Origin of the sequence: Providencia lanzhouensis (assembly GCF_050469745.1) — a bacterium.
Taxonomy (GTDB): Bacteria; Pseudomonadota; Gammaproteobacteria; order Enterobacterales; family Enterobacteriaceae; genus Providencia; species Providencia lanzhouensis.
This window is the reverse complement of record NZ_CP174123.1, coordinates 1,384,626-1,403,761: the sequence shown is the minus strand read 5'-3', so window position 1 is coordinate 1,403,761 and position 19,136 is coordinate 1,384,626. Positions and strand designations below refer to the sequence as shown.

General features: G+C 41.0%; 15 protein-coding genes. 3 read left to right on the top strand and 12 right to left on the bottom strand.

The window, feature by feature from the left end; genetic code table 11:
- Positions 1-4: 4 nt before the first annotated feature.
- The 12 genes from ACIH2S_RS06485 to seqA all read right to left on the bottom strand — a co-directional run bounded on the left by ACIH2S_RS06485 (position 5) and on the right by seqA (position 14,482).
- Entirely contained in the window at positions 5-184 is a 180-nt protein-coding gene (locus ACIH2S_RS06485; protein WP_036951756.1) for a Trm112 family protein, read from the bottom strand.
- Positions 185-326: 142 nt separating this feature from the next.
- Positions 327-542 (bottom strand): cold-shock protein, encoded by a 216-nt coding sequence (locus ACIH2S_RS06480; protein WP_036951758.1) that lies wholly within the window; start codon positions 540-542, stop codon positions 327-329.
- 456 nt (positions 543-998) lie between these two features.
- Positions 999-1,973, bottom strand: a complete 975-nt coding sequence (gene lpxK / locus ACIH2S_RS06475) for a tetraacyldisaccharide 4'-kinase (RefSeq protein WP_154609467.1) — start codon at positions 1,971-1,973, stop codon at positions 999-1,001.
- Complete coding sequence (gene msbA / locus ACIH2S_RS06470; protein WP_036951762.1) at positions 1,966-3,714, bottom strand: lipid A ABC transporter ATP-binding protein/permease MsbA; 1,749 nt, start codon at positions 3,712-3,714, stop codon at positions 1,966-1,968. Before msbA ends, lpxK begins: the two co-directional genes overlap by 8 nt.
- Before the next feature lie 35 nt (positions 3,715-3,749).
- Positions 3,750-6,062: a DNA internalization-related competence protein ComEC/Rec2 gene (locus ACIH2S_RS06465; RefSeq protein ID WP_154639499.1), complete on the bottom strand. Its 2,313-nt coding sequence runs from the start codon at positions 6,060-6,062 to the stop codon at positions 3,750-3,752.
- 295 nt (positions 6,063-6,357) lie between these two features.
- Positions 6,358-6,645, bottom strand: coding sequence for an integration host factor subunit beta (gene ihfB / locus ACIH2S_RS06460; RefSeq protein ID WP_006657810.1), 288 nt, complete (start codon positions 6,643-6,645; stop codon positions 6,358-6,360).
- Between the two features lie 54 nt (positions 6,646-6,699).
- Positions 6,700-8,373 carry a 30S ribosomal protein S1 gene (gene rpsA, locus ACIH2S_RS06455; protein ID WP_006662163.1) on the bottom strand — a complete coding sequence of 558 codons (1,674 nt, stop codon included), beginning with the start codon at positions 8,371-8,373 and terminating at the stop codon, positions 6,700-6,702.
- 173 nt (positions 8,374-8,546) lie between these two features.
- A complete protein-coding gene (gene cmk, locus ACIH2S_RS06450; RefSeq protein WP_036951769.1) occupies positions 8,547-9,230 on the bottom strand; it encodes a (d)CMP kinase in 684 nt (227 codons plus the stop codon).
- Between the two features lie 189 nt (positions 9,231-9,419).
- Positions 9,420-10,697 carry a 3-phosphoshikimate 1-carboxyvinyltransferase gene (aroA, locus tag ACIH2S_RS06445; protein WP_108478909.1) on the bottom strand — a complete coding sequence of 426 codons (1,278 nt, stop codon included), beginning with the start codon at positions 10,695-10,697 and terminating at the stop codon, positions 9,420-9,422.
- A 108-nt stretch (positions 10,698-10,805) separates the two neighbouring features.
- A complete protein-coding gene (serC, locus tag ACIH2S_RS06440; protein ID WP_108478910.1) occupies positions 10,806-11,894 on the bottom strand; it encodes a 3-phosphoserine/phosphohydroxythreonine transaminase in 1,089 nt (362 codons plus the stop codon).
- Positions 11,895-12,186: 292 nt separating this feature from the next.
- Complete coding sequence (pgm, locus tag ACIH2S_RS06435; protein ID WP_108478911.1) at positions 12,187-13,821, bottom strand: phosphoglucomutase (alpha-D-glucose-1,6-bisphosphate-dependent); 1,635 nt, start codon at positions 13,819-13,821, stop codon at positions 12,187-12,189.
- A gap of 112 nt (positions 13,822-13,933) precedes the next feature.
- Complete coding sequence (seqA, locus tag ACIH2S_RS06430) at positions 13,934-14,482, bottom strand: replication initiation negative regulator SeqA (RefSeq protein ID WP_036951779.1); 549 nt, start codon at positions 14,480-14,482, stop codon at positions 13,934-13,936.
- 222 nt (positions 14,483-14,704) lie between these two features.
- On the opposite strand from seqA, the gene ybfF reads away from it, so the two are divergent.
- The 3 genes from ybfF to ACIH2S_RS06415 all read left to right on the top strand — a co-directional run bounded on the left by ybfF (position 14,705) and on the right by ACIH2S_RS06415 (position 19,136).
- Complete coding sequence (ybfF, locus tag ACIH2S_RS06425) at positions 14,705-15,481, top strand: esterase (protein WP_108478912.1); 777 nt, start codon at positions 14,705-14,707, stop codon at positions 15,479-15,481.
- Positions 15,482-15,702: 221 nt separating this feature from the next.
- Positions 15,703-17,790 (top strand): peptidase domain-containing ABC transporter, encoded by a 2,088-nt coding sequence (locus tag ACIH2S_RS06420; protein ID WP_272534465.1) that lies wholly within the window; start codon positions 15,703-15,705, stop codon positions 17,788-17,790.
- A gap of 17 nt (positions 17,791-17,807) precedes the next feature.
- Positions 17,808-19,136: an HlyD family type I secretion periplasmic adaptor subunit gene (locus ACIH2S_RS06415; protein ID WP_080675637.1), complete on the top strand. Its 1,329-nt coding sequence runs from the start codon at positions 17,808-17,810 to the stop codon at positions 19,134-19,136.

The following is a 19,136-nucleotide window of genomic DNA, read 5'->3' as shown; positions in this document are numbered from 1 at the left end:
AGGATTACAGTCCTTCGTCTAAAGCAACTTTACGCGCTTCGTTCTCAAGTAAAACGGGGATACCATCACGAACAGGAAAAGCGAGATGATCAAATTTGCAGATTAATTCGAGGTTTTCTTTGTTGTAACTTAGTTTGCCGTGACAGGATGGGCAAGCAACAATTTCAAGTAAACGGTGATCCATGTTTTCTCCCAAATGGATTTAAACTCACTTGGCGTCAGGATATCACATGCAGGTATCACCGTTAACTCTATTCTTGCTTATTAAGATCTCCTGCGAAGAGTGAGAGGATAGAGCAGGAGAAATATTTCTGTTAAGAATTCAATTAGTAAGCGATAACGTCTCTTGCCGTTATGCCATCTGAATTACGAGTAACAGAGAACTCGACGTTTTGACCTTCAGATAAAGATTTTATTTTTTTATTCGCAATTGACTTGGTTGTTACGAAAATATCATCGCCACCATTACGAGGTGAAATAAAGCCGTAACCTTCTTTTGCGTCAAACCATTTAACTTGGCCCATATGTAATTGAAAATTCATATTAAAACTCCTTCTTGTTCCGAGAACAATTTTTATATTTGTATCATTACTCTCTACACGTTATTCCATTTATTTTGCTGAACTATTTATTTCGATCAGTTCATTCTGACCTATCTATTCAATTCAATCTATTAACAATAATTAAGAGTAATTAACTTAACCAATTTATGCATCAAATGTTTATGCATATCTTATAACGACCCAAGTGTAGGTTTCAGGCACCACACATTTACCGTGAACTTAACAGTCTATTTTGACATTATGATGACAACACGAAATAGTAGAGTAAGTAGTGTCTTGCGAGGATAAGTGACTAACTCAAGAACGGGTCGTAAAATTAAAGCTAGCAAATAATCCACTTATTAATGTATTGCAACTTGGTACATAATAAGTAGATCTGCATCACATTGCAGGTATTATTATCTGAAATTAATCCTAAAAGCAAGCTGTTTTATTTCAGATAAGTGATTTTATTTCACTTAAGATTCGTTTTTCGCCTATTTCATCAAAATGCGCTTTCACAGGAAGATACCACCAATTGGTCTGTGCGAAGGAATGGCATTTAACAGCATCCTTTTCAGTCATCAGTAAATTTTGATTTGTTTCAGCTAAAGGAGCAAGTTGCTGCTGGCTATAAGCTTGATGATCAGAAAACGCATGAGTATTAATGAGTGTTAATCCCTTGCTTTCTAAAGAAGAGAAAAAACGAGGTGGATGACCTATTCCAGCCATCGCAACCACATTGTTAAGCTCAGTGATCGAGATTTTTTCGCCTGTAACGAGGTTCACTGCCATATCCCCTTCTAGGGACATCAGTGTTTCATTCGAGTTAGGAACACCACCATTTACAATCATGGCGTTCACTGTCTTTAATCGCCCTGCACGTTCACGCATTGGTCCCGCGGGTAACCACCAGCCATTACCAAAACGACGCTGCCCATCAATGACAACGATTTCATAGTCACGTTGCAATGCATAATGCTGTAAACCGTCGTCTGTAACAATAATATCTAATTGAAAATTATCGAGTAATGCTTTAATGGCATCACTACGTTTTGGAGCCACCGCAACAGGCGCATGAGTACGATGATAAATCAAAACTGGCTCATCACCTGCGGCTGCCGTCGTTGTCGTTTGGTCTAACACTAGTGGATAATGGTCAGATTGACCTCCATATCCACGAGAAACAACCCCAACACGAACACCTTGTTTCATGAGCGATTCAACTAGCCAAATAACCACAGGGGTTTTTCCATTTCCCCCTGCCGTTAAATTTCCCACGACCACAACAGGTACAGGGGCTTTCCATGAGCGAAATAATCCGGTTTTATAGCCAATATGACGTACTAACGTTATCACTCCATACAGAAATGATAATGGAAGCAACAAAATATAAAGCCATGATTTACCGGACCAAATTCGCTCAATCATTCTTAAATTGGATCCTATGTAATTGCGCGTATGCCCCATTTTTCGCTAATAGCGTTGAGTGGTCACCACGTTCAATGATATGACCATCTTGTACAACCAAGATTTGATCCGCATTTTCAATAGTGGATAAACGGTGAGCAATGACTAATGAAGTTCTATTCTTCTGTAATTCATCTAATGCAGCTTGAATTGCACGCTCTGATTCAGTATCCAGAGCGGATGTTGCTTCATCTAGAATCAAAATTGGTGCATCACGTAATAATGCACGAGCAATTGCAATACGTTGGCGTTGACCACCGGAAAGCATCACACCATTTTCACCAATCATCGTATCTAAGCCATTATCCAGCTTTTGGATAAAGTCCATGGCATAAGCCATTTCAGCGGCTTTTTCAATTTCTGCTCGGCTATATCGCCCATCTGTCGCATAGGCAATATTATTCGCAACAGTATCGTTGAATAAATATACATGCTGGGAAACCAGAGCCACTTGGCTACGCAATGACTCTAAGGTGTAATCACGAATATCATGCCCATCAATACGGATACTCCCCTTATCGATATCATAGAAGCGGGTAATTAAGTTAGCGATGGTCGATTTACCTGAACCCGAGCGTCCCACTAAAGCAACGGATTTGCCTGCAGGTAGCGTAAAAGAAACATCCTCTAGTGCAGGGTGCTCTTTGGTTTGATAAGTAAACGTGACTGAGTCGAACTCAATATCACCTTTCACTTGAGTCAGAACTTTCGTTCCTTCATCTTTTTCTTTTTCAGTATCTAAAATCGCAAATAACGTTTGGCAAGCTGCCATTCCACGCTGGAATTGCGCATTAACGTTAGTTAGAGACTTAAGTGGGCGCATTAACGCAAACATGGACGAGAAAACAACACCTATCGTACCTGGTGATAATTGCTCTTTAATTTCAGGGAAGCTTGCTGCGTACAAAACAAACGCTAATGCAAAAGAGGCAATCATCTGAACAATAGGGTCAGAAATAGCTGAGGCGCTAACCATCTTCATATTTTGACGGCGCATATTATTGCTGACTTTATCAAAACGTTCAGTTTCGACTTTCTGACCACCAAAAATGAGGACTTCTTTATGCCCTTTAAGCATCTGCTCAGCGCTAGTCGTCACATGTCCCATACCCGTTTGCATGTTTTTGCTAATTTTACGAAAACGCTTAGAAACTACTCGGATGGTGATAGAGACGACAGGGGCAATAGCAATCAAAATCAACGACAATTGCCAGCTGTTATAAAACATAATACCAAATAACGCGATGATATAAGTTCCTTCGCGAATAATGGTAATGAGGGCACCGGAAGCCGAAGATGCAACCTGCTCTGAATCATAGGTAATACGCGATAATAAAGTCCCTGTGGATTGCTGGTCAAAATAGCTCACCGGCATTCCCATCATATGACCAAATAATTTGCGGCGCATACTCATCACTACTTTTCCTGACACCCAAGAAACGCAGTATGTAGAGACGAAACTTGAAGATCCACGCACGATCATCAAGCCCAAAATTGCCAACGGTAACCACTTCAATGTGTTGTTATCCGCTTTACCAAAACCGTCATCTAATAATGGTTTCAATAAAGAAATCATAAACGCATCACCTGCGGCGTTGATGATAAGAGCAATTGCTGCAACAACTAATCCAATTTTAAAAGGCGCAATGGTTGGCCATAGGCGCTTAAATGTTTGCTTTGTCGATAGGTCTTGATCATTCATGCTTTTATTACCAGACTTAATGTAAGCGCACTATTCTACAAGGGAAATTGGCGATCACCAAACCACAGATGATACCAACGTGGATTAATTTCTTTTCTGTAACGCAAAATTTCCATTTTTTCTTTTTTAAAACATATTGTTACCTGCCCCTCCTCCGCCGTATTTAGCCACTGAATATTCTTTTTAGCATAGCGCAAATAGACTTTATCTGATGGAATTTTCCATGGGCTATATCTCGCAGAGGAAACTAATGCCAACGTTGGCTGTACTTTTCGTATAAATAACGGTGTAGAAGATGTATTACTCCCATGATGAGGAACAAATAAAATATCCGCTTTGAGCTGCCCATCATTTTGTAATACTAACTTTTTTTCACCTTGTTTTTCCAAATCACCCGTAAGCAATAGTCGCCGATGCCCATCACTAACCTGAATGACACAAGAGTCATTATTGTGCGATATCTCAGCTAATTTCTCGGGCCACAATACTTCGAACCTTAACATTCCCCATTGCCAACGTTGTCCTTGATAACAAGGAAGATGATTGAGCTGACCAAAACTGCTACGTAGATTTAACCATGGATATGCTTCAATTAAATCGGAGATACCACCAGTATGATCAAGGTGATTATGACTTAAGATTACGTTAATAGGCGTGATTTGATGATGCTTTAAGAAAGGGATAATTTGCCGTTTAGCGTTGCTTCCATCACGCCAGCGGTTTCCCGTATCATATAAAACCCCTTGTTGATTTTGCACCATAACCACAGCAAGCCCATGCCCAATATCCAACATGGTTAAGCACCAGTCATGCTCTTCGTGCTGGCTTTGGCTCTTAGTGAAAAATAATAAAAAACCAATGCAACTTAATAAACCAAGGTAATTTTTATACCAACCAAATAATATAATAAAAGCAAATACCCAACAAAAAAACACGGTGTAAATAGACATTGTGTTAATTTCAATCCAAAACCCGCTTAAATATGTCAGCGGCCTTAGCCCAAACTCAAGGATATTATCTATTAATCCGAAAGCAACATTATGCCAAGCGCTAAGAGGCAACAATAGCGTGCTAAAAATAACGGGTACTACTCCCCAAGTAATAAGAGGAACAAACCATAAGTTTGCAAATAAGCTCATGACATTAATGCCGTTAAACAGCAATACTTGAATAGGTATTAGTAAAATCAATAAACCAATTTGCAGATGAATTAGTGGCACTATTTTTCCCATGATTGGATGACAACTCAACGTAGACGAAATGGGAAAAACACGAAACCAATACAGAATAGCTAATACAGCAAAGCTTGATAACCAAAAGCTATCGGAAAGGATGGCAAGCGGATCAAACAATAAAATCCCAGCAATACTCCATAACGCCCATTGCCACGGAAAACAGAAAAATGGCTGCTTACGAACATAAATCCAAAGTAGCAATGCAAATACAGCGCGAGTTGCTGGAATCGCAAAATTCGACAACCAAGCATAGAGTAAGGCAAATATAACGCCTGAAAATAATGGTAAATTCTCACCTATCCATTTAACGGGTAGGAAAAATTGCAATAAGCGAGCGCATAAGTAACCAATTAAATAGGCGATTCCAATATGCAATCCAGAGATTGCGATCAAGTGTGTCAATCCTGTTGATTGCAATAATTGTATATGTTCGACAGAAAGCCGTCCTCTTTCCCCAAACATTAACGCATAAATAATTCCATGATTTTGTCGTGTCGAAAGTATTTCACGGAACTGGTCAATAATTTTTTGCCGTAGAGAACATTGCTGACCAACTTGTACAGCTTGTTTGACTTTTAGTGTACCGATGACTCGTTGAGCAATGAAATGCCTTTGCAGATCAAATCCGCCCTCATTCAGAGAAGCATGAACTGGATTTAGCTTGCCAACAACCCTCCATTGCTGCCCTGCACATACTTTTTCATGATTATTTTGTTTTAAATTCAATGAAGCATAGAGCGGAGGAAAAATTCGTATTCCATCGACTCTATCTATTCTCGCTCTCTTTTTAGCATCATCCTGATTGAGTGGGATGCTAACAATCGTAATATCCCATTGCCGATGAGCACTACTTAGAAAGTCGATTTTCTTTCGCACTTCAACACCATGCCAGCAAGCCCAAAGGAACCCCGCGCCCATTAATGCCAAAAATCGAATGCGCTTATTGCGCCAAATAATAACCAAAGTGACTAGCAGAATAATGCCGACCACTAAATAGTGACTAGAACTAGGAATATTTTGCAAGAAAAGTAGCGGTAACGTACCGATAATCAGTGCAATAGAGGCTTCTGTATAAGAGAGCGTATTTTGGTAATACTGGCTATAGTTTCCCATTGACCTTAAACCTACCTACGATTATTCCTGTGCAGATAAGTTAAAGGCATCCTCAGGGATTCAATAACCCTGTAAGTAAAAATTTAAAGCTTGATTCCAAAATGATGTGTAATGCAAAAGAATTAAAAAATTGAGCTGCGAAGCGCTTCGCAAAAATAGCCACAAATGATGGATTAATTAAGGTATTCGAGAAAAATATAGGGAAAATTGAAAGGGTAGATTGTAGAAATAAAAAAAAACAGCGCTATATCAATATAGGCGCTGTTTTATAGTAATAATTAAGATTTACAGTCGATTATTGGCCGTAAATATTTACACGGTCGCGTAACTCTTTACCTGGTTTAAAGTGGGGAACATATTTACCTTCCAGTTCCACTTTATCACCTGTTTTTGGGTTACGGCCAACACGTGGAGCACGGTAGTGAAGAGAAAAACTGCCGAATCCACGGACTTCAATACGCTCGCCTTCAGCTAACGTATCAGCCATATGCTCAAGTATTTCCTTTACAGCTTCCTCAACGGTTTTCGCTGAAAGATGAGACTGCTGGCTAGCCAGTCTTTCAATTAATTCAGACTTGGTCATAGTACCTCCCTAAACTACCGATACAAAGGGGTAACCGAAGTTACCCCCACTTAATTATTCGCCTTTAGCTGCTTTGAAAGCTTCAGCCATTGCATTGTTGCCAAATGCAGTATCTTCTTGCTTGTTCACAGCTGCGACAGCGTCTTTCTCATCAGCTTCGTCTTTAGCGCGAACAGACAGGTTGATTACACGGTTTTTACGGTCAACACCAGTGTATTTAGCTTCAACATCATCACCAACGTTCAGAACCAGAGTTGCATCTTCAACACGGTCACGTGAAGCTTCTGATGCACGCAGGTAACCTTCAACGCCCAGTGTCAGCTCTACAGTTGCACCTTTAGCATCAACTGCGATTACTTTACCAGTAACGATTGCGCCTTTCTTGGTTGCTGCCAGGTAGTTGTTGAATGGATCTTCAGCTAACTGTTTAACGCCCAGAGAGATACGCTCACGCTCTGCGTCGACTTGCAGAACAACAGCTGCGATTTCGTCGCCTTTTTTGTAGTCACGAACTGCTTCTTCGCCTGCAACGTTCCAGGAGATGTCAGACAGGTGAACCAGGCCATCGATGCCGCCGTCCAGACCAATGAAGATACCGAAGTCAGTGATTGACTTGATCTTACCTTCAACACGGTCGCCTTTGTTGTGAGTCTCAGCGAATTGCTGCCATGGGTTAGATTTGCATTGTTTCAGGCCTAAGGAGATACGACGACGTTCTTCATCGATATCCAGAACCATAACTTCAACAACATCACCAACGTTAACAACTTTAGATGGGTGGATGTTTTTGTTAGTCCAATCCATTTCTGAAACGTGAACCAGACCTTCAACGCCTTCTTCGATTTCTACGAAGCAACCGTAGTCAGTCAGGTTAGTAACGCGACCAGTCAGTTTAGTACCTTCTGGGTAACGTTTAGCGATTGCGACCCAAGGATCTTCGCCCAGTTGTTTCAGACCCAGAGAAACACGAGTGCGCTCACGGTCGAATTTCAGAACTTTAACATTGATTTCATCACCAACGTTGACGATTTCGCTTGGGTGTTTAACACGTTTCCAAGCCATGTCAGTGATGTGCAGCAGGCCGTCAACACCGCCCAGATCAACGAATGCACCGTAGTCAGTAAGGTTCTTAACGATACCTTTAACTTCCATGCCTTCTTGCAGGTTTTCCAGCAGTTGATCGCGCTCAGCGCTGCTTTCAGATTCAATTACAGCACGACGAGAAACAACAACGTTGTTGCGTTTCTGATCCAGCTTGATTACTTTGAACTCAAGCTCTTTGCCTTCCAAGTGCGTAGTATCACGAACTGGGCGTACATCTACCAGTGAACCTGGTAAGAAAGCACGAATGCCGTTCAGTTCTACAGTGAAACCACCTTTAACTTTACCGTTGATAACACCAGTTACAGTTTCAGCTTCTTCGTAAGCTTTTTCCAGCATCAGCCATGCTTCATGACGTTTAGCTTTCTCACGAGACAGAATAGTTTCACCGAAACCATCTTCTACTGCATCCAGAGCTACATCGATTTCGTCGCCAACTTGGATTTCCAGCTCACCCTGAGCATTTTTGAACTGTTCTACTGGGATAGCAGATTCTGATTTAAGACCTGCGTCTACCAGGACTACGTCTTTATCGATAGCAACTACTGTACCGCGTACAATAGAACCAGGACGAGTTTCAATATTCTGCAGGGATTCTTCAAAGAGTTGAGCAAAAGATTCAGTCATATTAATGATCTTCAAGTGTCTTATATTAACGTCCATCTAGCATCCCGCCAAATGGGGTTGTTTCACATACCCCACAACATTCCTTGTCGCAAGGTTTTAACCATGCTAGAAAATAACCAGCATGGAGGTAATTGCGTATATTATCTAATTATAAGCTAAAATAAAGCCTATTATCACGATAATTGTAGAATTTTTTTCGCGTAGGTGCGTGCTTTTTCAATAACTTCCTCAATAGACATACTTGTGGAATCCAGCACTAACGCATCTTTAGCGGCAATAAGAGGAGCAACCGGACGGTTACGATCCCGATAATCGCGCTCTTGAATTTCGGTCAAAAGTCGCTCAAAGTTAACATCAAACCCTTTCTCCTGCAACTGCTTCATCCGGCGATGAGCTCGCTCCTCGGCGGAGGCATCCAGAAAAATTTTCACTGGCGCATCAGGAAAAACTACCGTACCCATATCACGGCCATCAGCGATTAAACCGGGCATCATTCTAAATGCTCGCTGGCGTCTTAACAGTGCTTCTCGCACGCGTGGGAACGTGGCTGTTTGAGATGCGGTGTTCCCGACGGTTTCTTGCCTAATTTCATTAGACACATCTTCACCTTCGAGAATAACTTTTAAACGATTTTCTTCAGGTACAAAACGCACATCTAAATTTGCAGCTAAAGGCACTAAAGCATCTTCAGATTGAATATCGACGTGGTGATGCAGAGCCGCTAACGCTAATACGCGGTAAATCGCACCAGAGTCTAATAATTGCCATCCAAATTCATTTGCTAATGCTTGGCAAAGAGTACCTTTACCCGCTCCGCTTGGTCCATCAACGGTGATTACAGGGGCGATAGCCACCATAAAAAATCTCCTTTCCTGCAAATAGCTTCAGCTACCCGCAATTAAAATCTGTGGGAGTATTATACCTACTCATCGATATTGTGAAATACGCAGGTGAGTTTGTTACAAATAAAAATAGATGAAGGTAAGGAAAATGAAAGGAAAAATTGGTTGATAACACATTGATGTTAATCAACCAATCCAATTCAGTTAGTGACTTAATCGTGCGAGTTGCTGGAAATAATCAGGGAAAGTTTTTGCTGTACAACCCGGATCTAGAATCGTCACAGGGGTATCGGAAAGCGCTACCAATGAAAAGCACATTGCAATACGATGGTCATTATAGGTTTCGATTTCAGCGTGTTTTATCTGGGCTGGTGGTACGACACGGATAAAATCATGCCCTTCTTCTACTTCCGCGCCCACTTTACGCAGTTCGGTCGCCATTGCATATAAGCGATCTGTTTCTTTTACTCGCCAGTTATAAATATTACGAATAACTGTCTCGCCCTTTGCAAATAGAGCGACCGTTCCGATAGTCATCGCTGCATCTGGAATAGCGTTCATATCCATATCAATGCCGTTCAGAGTGCCACGCTCACATTCAACGTAATCATCCCCCCAGCGGATAATTGCGCCCATTTTTTCCAAAACGTTAGCGAACTTAGTATCACCCTGTAAGCTATTACGGCCGATCCCAGTGACTCGGACTACGCCGCCTTTAATCGCTGCTGCGGCTAGGAAATAGGAAGCGGAAGACGCATCCCCTTCGACAAGGTACTCACCCGGGGATACATACTGCTGCTGACCTTTAATCACAAATTTTTGGTATTGATGATTTTCAACATCCACACCAAAGGTTTTCATTAATGCCAGCGTAATGTCGATATACGGCTTGGAAACCAAATCACCCGCAATAGTAATTACCGTGTCCTGAGAAGCTAAAGGCGCTGCCATTAGTAATGCGGTTAAAAATTGGCTAGAAACTGAGCCATCTACGGAAATATTCCCACCGATAAAGCCGCCGTTTAAGCGCATCGGAGGGTAATTTTCTTGTTCAAGATAATCAATATCAGCACCGCCTTCTCTTAAGGCATCAACTAAGTGACCGATTGGGCGCTCTTTCATTCTAGGCTCGCCTGTCAGCACAATATTATTTGCGCATAATGACAGTGCAGCTGTTAATGGACGCATCGCGGTGCCCGCATTACCTAAAAAGATCTCAAGCTCACCTTGATGAGATAAACAGCCATTTATCCCTTCAACTTGGCAACGAGTTTTATCTTCAGATAATTGATATTTAACACCTAGTAGGCTTAATGCATTCAGCATATGGCGAATATCATCACTGTCTAATAAGTTAGTCAGTACCGTGGTGCCTTTTGCCATGGCGGCTAATAGAAGTGCGCGGTTGGAGACACTTTTTGACCCCGGCAGATTAATGGTGCCATTAATTGAAGAAATTGGTTGTAATGTCAGGGATTGCATGAAAAGTGATTTCTCCGATGTGATTTGCTACTTTTTTATCGTTATTTAAATTAATAAGCCGACTCGTTCTTCCTGAGCAAATCGGCTTGACTACTAGTACATCATAAATTAGGCATGATGGCGTTCAAAATCAGCCATAAAGTCGACTAACGCCTGAACACCCGCCAGCGGCATTGCATTATAAATAGATGCGCGCATTCCGCCTGAAACCTTGTGGCCTTTTAGTGATAATAACCCTTGGTTTTTAGCATCTTCGATAAATGTTGCATCCAATGCAGGATTTTGCATTTGGAATGGTACGTTCATCCAAGAGCGGTTTTCTACCGCGACGCGGTTAATATAGAATTCACTGTCATCAATTGCGTTATACAGTAACTGTGATTTTTCATAGTTACGCTTTGCAATTTCCTGCAATCCGCCTTGCTCTTTTAACCATTTGAAAACCATACCCGCTAAATACCAAGCAAAAGTTGGCGGAGTATTGAACATGGATTCATATTGCGCAAGTACCGTGTAATCGAAAACAGATGGCGTTTGAGGTGAAGCTTTGCCTAGTAGGTCTTCACGAATGATAACCAGCGTTAAACCTGCTGGACCAATATTTTTCTGTGCACCGGCATAAATCACACCATAGCGACTTACATCGATAGGTTTAGATAAAATCGCAGATGAATAGTCAGCAACAATAATTTTGTCCGCAGGGAAATCAGGCTCTTCATGGATAGCTAAGCCACCAATGGTTTCATTCGGGCAATAATGAACATAGGCTGCATCTTTGCTTAATGGCCATTCGCTCATTGGTTTGATGCTGACAACACCGTTATTTTCTTGAACGACATCAATAACATTCGGTGTGCAATATTTTTGAGCTTCTTTGGCTGCCGATTCAGACCAATAGCCACTGACAATGTAGTCAGCTGTCGTTTTATCTCCTAACAGGTTCATTGGCAGCGTGGCAAAGTGAGCACGAGCACCACCATGACAGAATAAAACTTTATAGTTATCAGGGATATTTAATAAATCGCGTAAATCTTGTTCTGCTTCTTTCGCAACTTCAATAAAATCCTTCCCGCGATGGCTCACTTCCATCACAGAAACCCCTAAACCTTTCCAGTTACAAAATTCTTGCTCTGCACGGCGCATGACTTCAATGGGTAACATTGCCGGCCCTGCGCTAAAATTATAAACCTGACTCATTGACCTTACCTACCTTCAATATTGTTAGTTAACATCACTCAGATACCTAAAGTTGTATCATTCCGTGCCACTAGCTGCAACGGTTATTACGTATCGATGACAAAAACAAAAGGTCAAATTTGAAGGGTAAAAAAAGAAAACAATTTTGTTAATAGCGTCACAGAATCAGCTACCGCAATTTTATGAAGTAATGTGTGCTAAAAAGGAGATAAAATCTCGAATCTGATTTATTTTGTAGTCGGGGATTTAATGATGAAAAGCGGGCGATTACCACCCGCTTTAAAGACAATAATTAGCTAATGACTTTACTGACGATTTCAATCGCTTCTTTCTCAATCAAGTGAAGATGTTCTTCACCACGGAAGCTTTCACAGTAAATTTTGTAGGCTTCTTCAGTACCTGATGGGCGAGCGGCAAACCAACCATAGTCAGTCATGATTTTTAACCCACCAATTGATGCACCGTTGCCCGGAGCCGCCGTTAAACGCTGAGTAATTTTATCACCCGCTAGTGTGTCTGCTGATACCATTTCTGGCGACAATTTGCTTAACTTAGCTTTCTGCTCGTGGGTCGCTTTCGCTTGGATACGACTGTAGATTGGTGCCCCAAATTTTTCAGCGAGTTTATTATAACGCTGCTGAGGGTTTTCCCCTGTTACTGCTGTAATTTCTGCAGCAAGCAGACATAAAATAATTCCGTCTTTATCCGTCGACCATGGCGTGCCATCAAATTTTAAAAATGAAGCACCAGCACTCTCTTCACCACCAAAACCAAGGCTGCCGTTAAATAAACCATCCACAAACCATTTAAAACCGACAGGCACTTCAATGAGTTCACGTCCAATATCATTAACAACACGGTCAATCATGGCGCTGGAAACTAACGTTTTACCTACAGCAACTTCTTTGCCCCATTGAGGGCGGTGCTGGAATAGATAATCAATAGCAACAGCAAGATAGTGGTTAGGATTCATTAACCCGCTAGGGGTAACAATACCGTGGCGATCATAATCCGGATCATTCGCAAATGCTAAATCAAACTTTTCCTTCATGCCCAGCAAGCCTGCCATCGCCCAACGAGATGAACAGTCCATGCGGATCACACCATCGTGGTCTAATGGCATAAAGCGGAATGTTTGGTCTAGCTGGTCATTAACAATTTCAATATCTAATTGATAATACTCTGCAATTTTTTTCCAGTATTCAATACCGGAACCACCCAGAGGGTCGACACCGATTTTTAATCCTGATTTTTGGATAGCTTGCATATCCACAACTTCGCCGAGCGCACGAACATATGGCATCACCAGATCTTGTTCTGTTACAAAACCACTCGCCATTGCATCAGCAAAATCTAAGCACTTCACGCCATCAAGATCGGCTGCAAGTAACTGATTAGCATTCTGCTCAATAACCGATGTTAAATCTGTATCTGCAGGGCCACCGTTAGCTGGATTGTATTTAATTCCGCCATCTTCTGGTGGATTATGGGATGGTGTAATTACGATGCCATCGGCAACATCTTGATGTGCATTGTTATAGCTTAAAATTGCGTGGGAGATAGCCGGAGTTGGGGTAAAACCGTTATCTTCTTGAACAATAACATGAACTTGGTTAGCTGCTAATACTTCAATCACCGACATAAAAGCCGCTTCTGACAAAGCATGGGTATCTTTACCCACATAACAAGGTCCTGTTACTCCTTGCTGCTTACGCAGATCCGCTATCGCTTGAGCGATTGCCAGAATGTGATTTTCATTAAAGTTGTTACGCAGCGAACTACCACGGTGCCCAGAAGTCCCAAACTTGACGGCCTGAGAAGACACATCGGGATCTGGCTGTTGGGTATAATATTGAGCCGTTAACTGAGCAACGTTAATCAAATCACTTTGAAATGGAAGCTGCCCTGCTCGTTCATGAATTGCCACTTGTTATCTCCCAAAGCACTGATGCTTAGCGTGAAACACCAGTGACTTCACAATGTTTAGATGACTATCAAGGTTAGATAGCATTACTAAGATTAGATAGTATTTACCAAAGTTAAATCGTATTGCCGACTTTTTCGATGACATTCGCTGGGAAGTTCATCTCTTGCATAATCGCATCAATCATACTGCGCTTGCGATTAGTGTTGGTATTGGTGATAACCCAATACGGCGTGCCCGGTATATGGCGAGGTTTTGATTGCTTGCCCGCAGCCAGTAGTGTTTGCTCATCACCAGCAAAATAAACACGGGTACGACCATGCATGGATTCTGTTGCGCTCTCAAAGCTTTTCGCATCTAAGCTATATAGCGTTGAAAGAATTAGCATAAAGCGATCAATTGCCTTATTTTTTTCTGCATAAGCATCAGATAATAATAATTCTCTGATCACTCTCACAGGGTTTTGAGCAACCACCTTGGTATTCATCACCGGCACATCTTGTGACGCTAACGGTGCTACACTCACTTCTTTTGCGGGTACTGGCTGCTGCGCGGATTTGAAATTTAGCATACGGCGTAAAATATCCGATGCACTTTCACCGATATGCTGTGTGTGACTTGCAATATAGCGGTAAAGCTCTTCATCAACTTCTATCGTTTTCATTTTTTCCCAGTACTTTCTTAATCTAAAATTCGCGCCAGATTATAAGCCAGATTTAAAAAAAACAAAACAATTAAAATTTCAATAACTTAAAACAAACAACGAGTTAAGTTTCATGGGATTTCAGTAGGTTACCTTGTTATGATTATACAGATTTGGTTTTTTGGCATCACCATGCCATGATAAGTCTTCAATCTGACAAACAACATCAATCGTAGTCCAAATATGACCGAATTACTCAATTATACAATCCATAAACCTGAAAATCCGATCACCGTCACCCCCGTCGTTTTGATCCATGGACTCTTTGGTGACCTGAATAATTTAGGTGTTTTAGGTCGTGACTTACAAAACTATTTCGATACTATTCAAATCGATGTACGCAATCATGGTGACTCATTTCGTTCTGACGAAATGGAATACCAACAAATGGCCGAAGATGTGATTTCACTCGTAAAATCCCTTGGTTACGACAATGCCATTCTTATTGGACATTCTATGGGTGGAAAAATTGCCATGGCTGCCAGTGAAATAGCACCTGATTTCATCGAAAAAATTGTGGCCATCGATATCGCACCTGTCGCTTACAACGTTCGCCGCCATGACGAAATTATTGCAGCGCTAGAAGCAACAACTCAAGCTCACGCTAAAACTCGTCAAGAGGCTAGCGGCATTATGCGCAAATTCATTCCCGAAGAAGGTGTCATTCAATTCTTACTAAAATCCTTTAAACAAGGTGAGTGGAAATTCAACCTTTCGGCAATCAAAGCTAACTATGAAAAGATCATCGGGTGGAAAACGGTGCCTGCATGGGATAAACCCGTGTTACTGATCCCCGGCGGAAACTCACCCTATGTTCAAGCCGAGTACCGCGACAACATTGCAGCTCAGTTTCCTCAAGCCAAAGCTTGGGTGGTTGCTGATGCTGGGCATTGGGTTCATGCCGAAAAGCCGGAGCATGTACTACGAGCGATTCACCGATTTTTAGCTATTCACGACTAATCTATCCGCCTTGACTCCCACAATCCTGATATTGAATATTCAAATCTTCAATATCAGGATAAAAGACATCCACTAAATATATTCATATTCAAATAATAAGACGAACTTCAATACACTTGTAATTATGATGACTGTATTATCTACCTTGACTAAATAATTATATTTTTCAAATCGATATATACACAGACATTATTAAATATACAGGATGATGAATATACACAATGGAAAGTGTCAAAACACAATCAACATTATATTTTATTAGCGTTATTGCAAAACTTTCTGGCGAAATTGATTATGATGATTTCAAACAGAAAACAGAGAATATAAATCAAATTCAAGATTATATTAAAACAATAAAAGATAATTATCAGATTAAATGCAAGAACAAGCATCAGCGCGATAAAAGTATCACAAAACTACCATCCCCTACCATTCTTTATGATAACAATGGTCATGCTTTTCTGTTAGCTAATCATAATCAAGAACAAGTACTCATTCAGCGTTTTGGTCATCCTGCGCCTGAAATATGGAGCCATGAAGAGCTACAGAAAAATTGGAATGGGAATTGGCTTCACGTCAAAGTTAAACAAGGAAAATTCGATATTTCATGGTTCCAAACGGAATTTATGAAGTACCGTACAATCATCACTTGGGTATTAGTTTTCTCTTTTATTTTACAAATATTAGCGCTAGCCTCCCCCATTGTGATGCAGGTTATTATGGATAAGGTACTTATTCATAATAGTTTATCAACCTTGGATGTTTTAATTTTCGGTTTAATCGTCGCGGCGATTATTGAAGTCATCTTAAAAGGGCTGCGAGAATATATTTATAATCATACCGTCAATCGAATTGATATGACGTTAGGATTAAAGTTAGTTAATCACTTATTGCACCTGCCTATTTCATTTTTTAAAAATCGACAAATTGGTGCCATTGTTACTCGAGTTAAAGAATTGGAAACTATTCGCGAATTCTTAACCAGTAGCTTTTTCACTCTGTGTGTCGATGTTCTGTTCTTGTTCGTTTTCATCTATGTAATGAACTTGCTTTCCAGCACCCTCACCTTACTTTTCCTCTGTTCTATTCCCTGTTATTTATTGGTTGCTTGGTGGCTCACACCGAAAATTGAAGCCGCAGCGCAGCAACAGTTTGCCAATATTGCAGTGAATACCTCATTCTTGACAGAAAGCGTTAATGGGATTGAAACCGCCAAGAGCTTATCCATTGAACCGAGCTTTACCCGTCGTTGGGATAAACAAACGGCAGATATGAGCCAAACCAATTTTGTGTCTGGGCAAATCAGTTCACGCTCTGAACATATTGTCATGGTCATTGAAAAGGTGACGAGCGCTATCATTTTATGGGTTGGCGCATCTGAAGTTCTTGCACTGCAATTGACTATTGGGCAATTCATTGCCTTTCATATGATGGTCAACCATGCAAACCAACCCCTCGTGAAATTAGTGAAATTATGGGGAGATTATATTCGTACCAAAGTGGCGGTCGAAAAGCTGTCTCAAATCATCAATCTTCCGCAAGAACAGAGCAAAAAAGGAAATGAATCTCGACTCAGTGGCAATATTCAATTGCATAACATTAGCTTCCGTTATCAACCTAATATGCCGACCGTCCTCAATAACTTTAACCTTTCAATAAAAGCCGGGGAAACCATTGGTATTGTAGGCACATCAGGCTCAGGGAAAAGTACTCTCGCTCGGCTAATTTTGCGTTTATACACCCCAGAAAAAGGGGGAATCTATCTTGATGGAACACCCATTACAGCACTTAGCCTTGCTTCCCTAAGGCAGCAAATTGGTATTGTTTTGCAAGAGAATTTTCTATTTCATCAGTCTGTTTTCGACAACATTGCTCAAACTCGCCCTAATGCCTCGATGGATGAGGTTGTGAATGCCGCAAAAATGGCGGGTGCCCACGATTTCATCCTTAAACTACCAATGGGCTATGACACAATCTTAGCCGAAGGCGGTTCCTCTCTTTCTGGAGGGCAGCGCCAACGCATCGCCATTGCCAGAACACTGTTATCGGATCCGAAAATCATTATTTTCGATGAGGCCACCAGCGCCTTAGATGATGAATCCCAAGCTATCATCCAAGAAAATATGCAAGAAATAGCCAAAGGACGTACCGTAATTACTATTGCCCACCGCCTTTCGACGATCCGTAATCACCAGAGAATTATCGTAATGCAGCAAGGGCAAATTGTTGAGCAAGGCAGCCATCAACAATTAATCGAGAACAATCAATTCTATACACATTTATGGACGCTTCAGCAGTCTCTTAAATAATGACACGGATGTTAACCATGAAAAAAAAACCAACGCTCTCTCGCTATAACAGTTTTCTACCTGCACATTTAGCTATTCTAAAAACACCGCCTTCTTATTTGGCATTTACCATAGCCATCAGTATTAGTGTTGGTATTTTTATCGCTATTGCTTGGTCTTATTTTGGCAAATTAGATGTTCAAGCGACTACTCAAGGAAAACTCATCGTTTCGGGTCGCACCCAAACCATTCAAGCTTTTGAATTAAGCCGCTTACAGCAAATTCACGTTGAAGATGGGCAACAGGTAAAGCAAGGGGATCCACTGCTCAGCGTTAAAGTATTAGGCGTAGACCAAGATATTCTTAGTCAGCACTACCAAAAAAACTTTCACGCCAGTGAAGAAATGATCCACCATGCCCTACTCAACCAGCAATCCATTGAAATTTCTGCTTATTACAGCCAGTTATCAGCTGCTGAGCAAACTCAAGCACAACTCAGCTATCAAACCATTAAAAAAGAGTATGAAACCTTACTCAACGAAATAACCAATGAAATTCAGCTTAATCGCGTTAACTTTCAAGCAAGAGAACGAGAGTTAAAAGACATCAATATCTTAATGAATAATATTAAAAAACGGCTCGATGCGCATACCGCCCTGAGTCAAAAACAGTTAATCAGTCAAAAAGAATTTTTAGAACAGGAGCGTGAATTACTACTCGCAAGAAAAGAAAAAACCACCAAACAATCCGAACTCTCTATATTAAATAGCCAACATCATGCTTTACTCGAAAAGCAAGATAGGATTAATGCGCAAAAACACCAAGAATGGCATGAGAAATATCAGCAAGCTAAATTCAAATTTGTTTCTCTTGAACAGGAATTGATTAAAAACCAAGAGAGAAATCAGCTTGAAGTTATTCGTGCTCCAGTAGATGGGACTGTGCAACAAATTGCGGTTTATACCCTTGGAGCTGTATTACAACCAGCACAGCAATTGATGGTTATTGTGCCCAATAATCATGTGCAATTAGCTGAAGTCAAAATACTGAATAAAGATATCGGCTTTATTCAAGAAGGTTTAAAAGCGGATGTCAAAATTGACGCCTTCCCTTATACCCGCTATGGGACTATCGAAGGCGAGGTATTGTCCATTTCCCGCGATAGCACGCAAGATGACAATCTAGGTCTCGTCTATTTAGCGCAAATTGGTTTAAGCAGCAAACAGCTATTGGTGGAAGGCGAGCAAATTGAAATGACTCCAGGCTTGTCTATTGTCGCTGAAATAAAAACAGATAAACGACGATTAATTGACTACCTATTAAGCCCAATTAACGAATATACCGCCACAGCCATGAGAGAGAAGTAA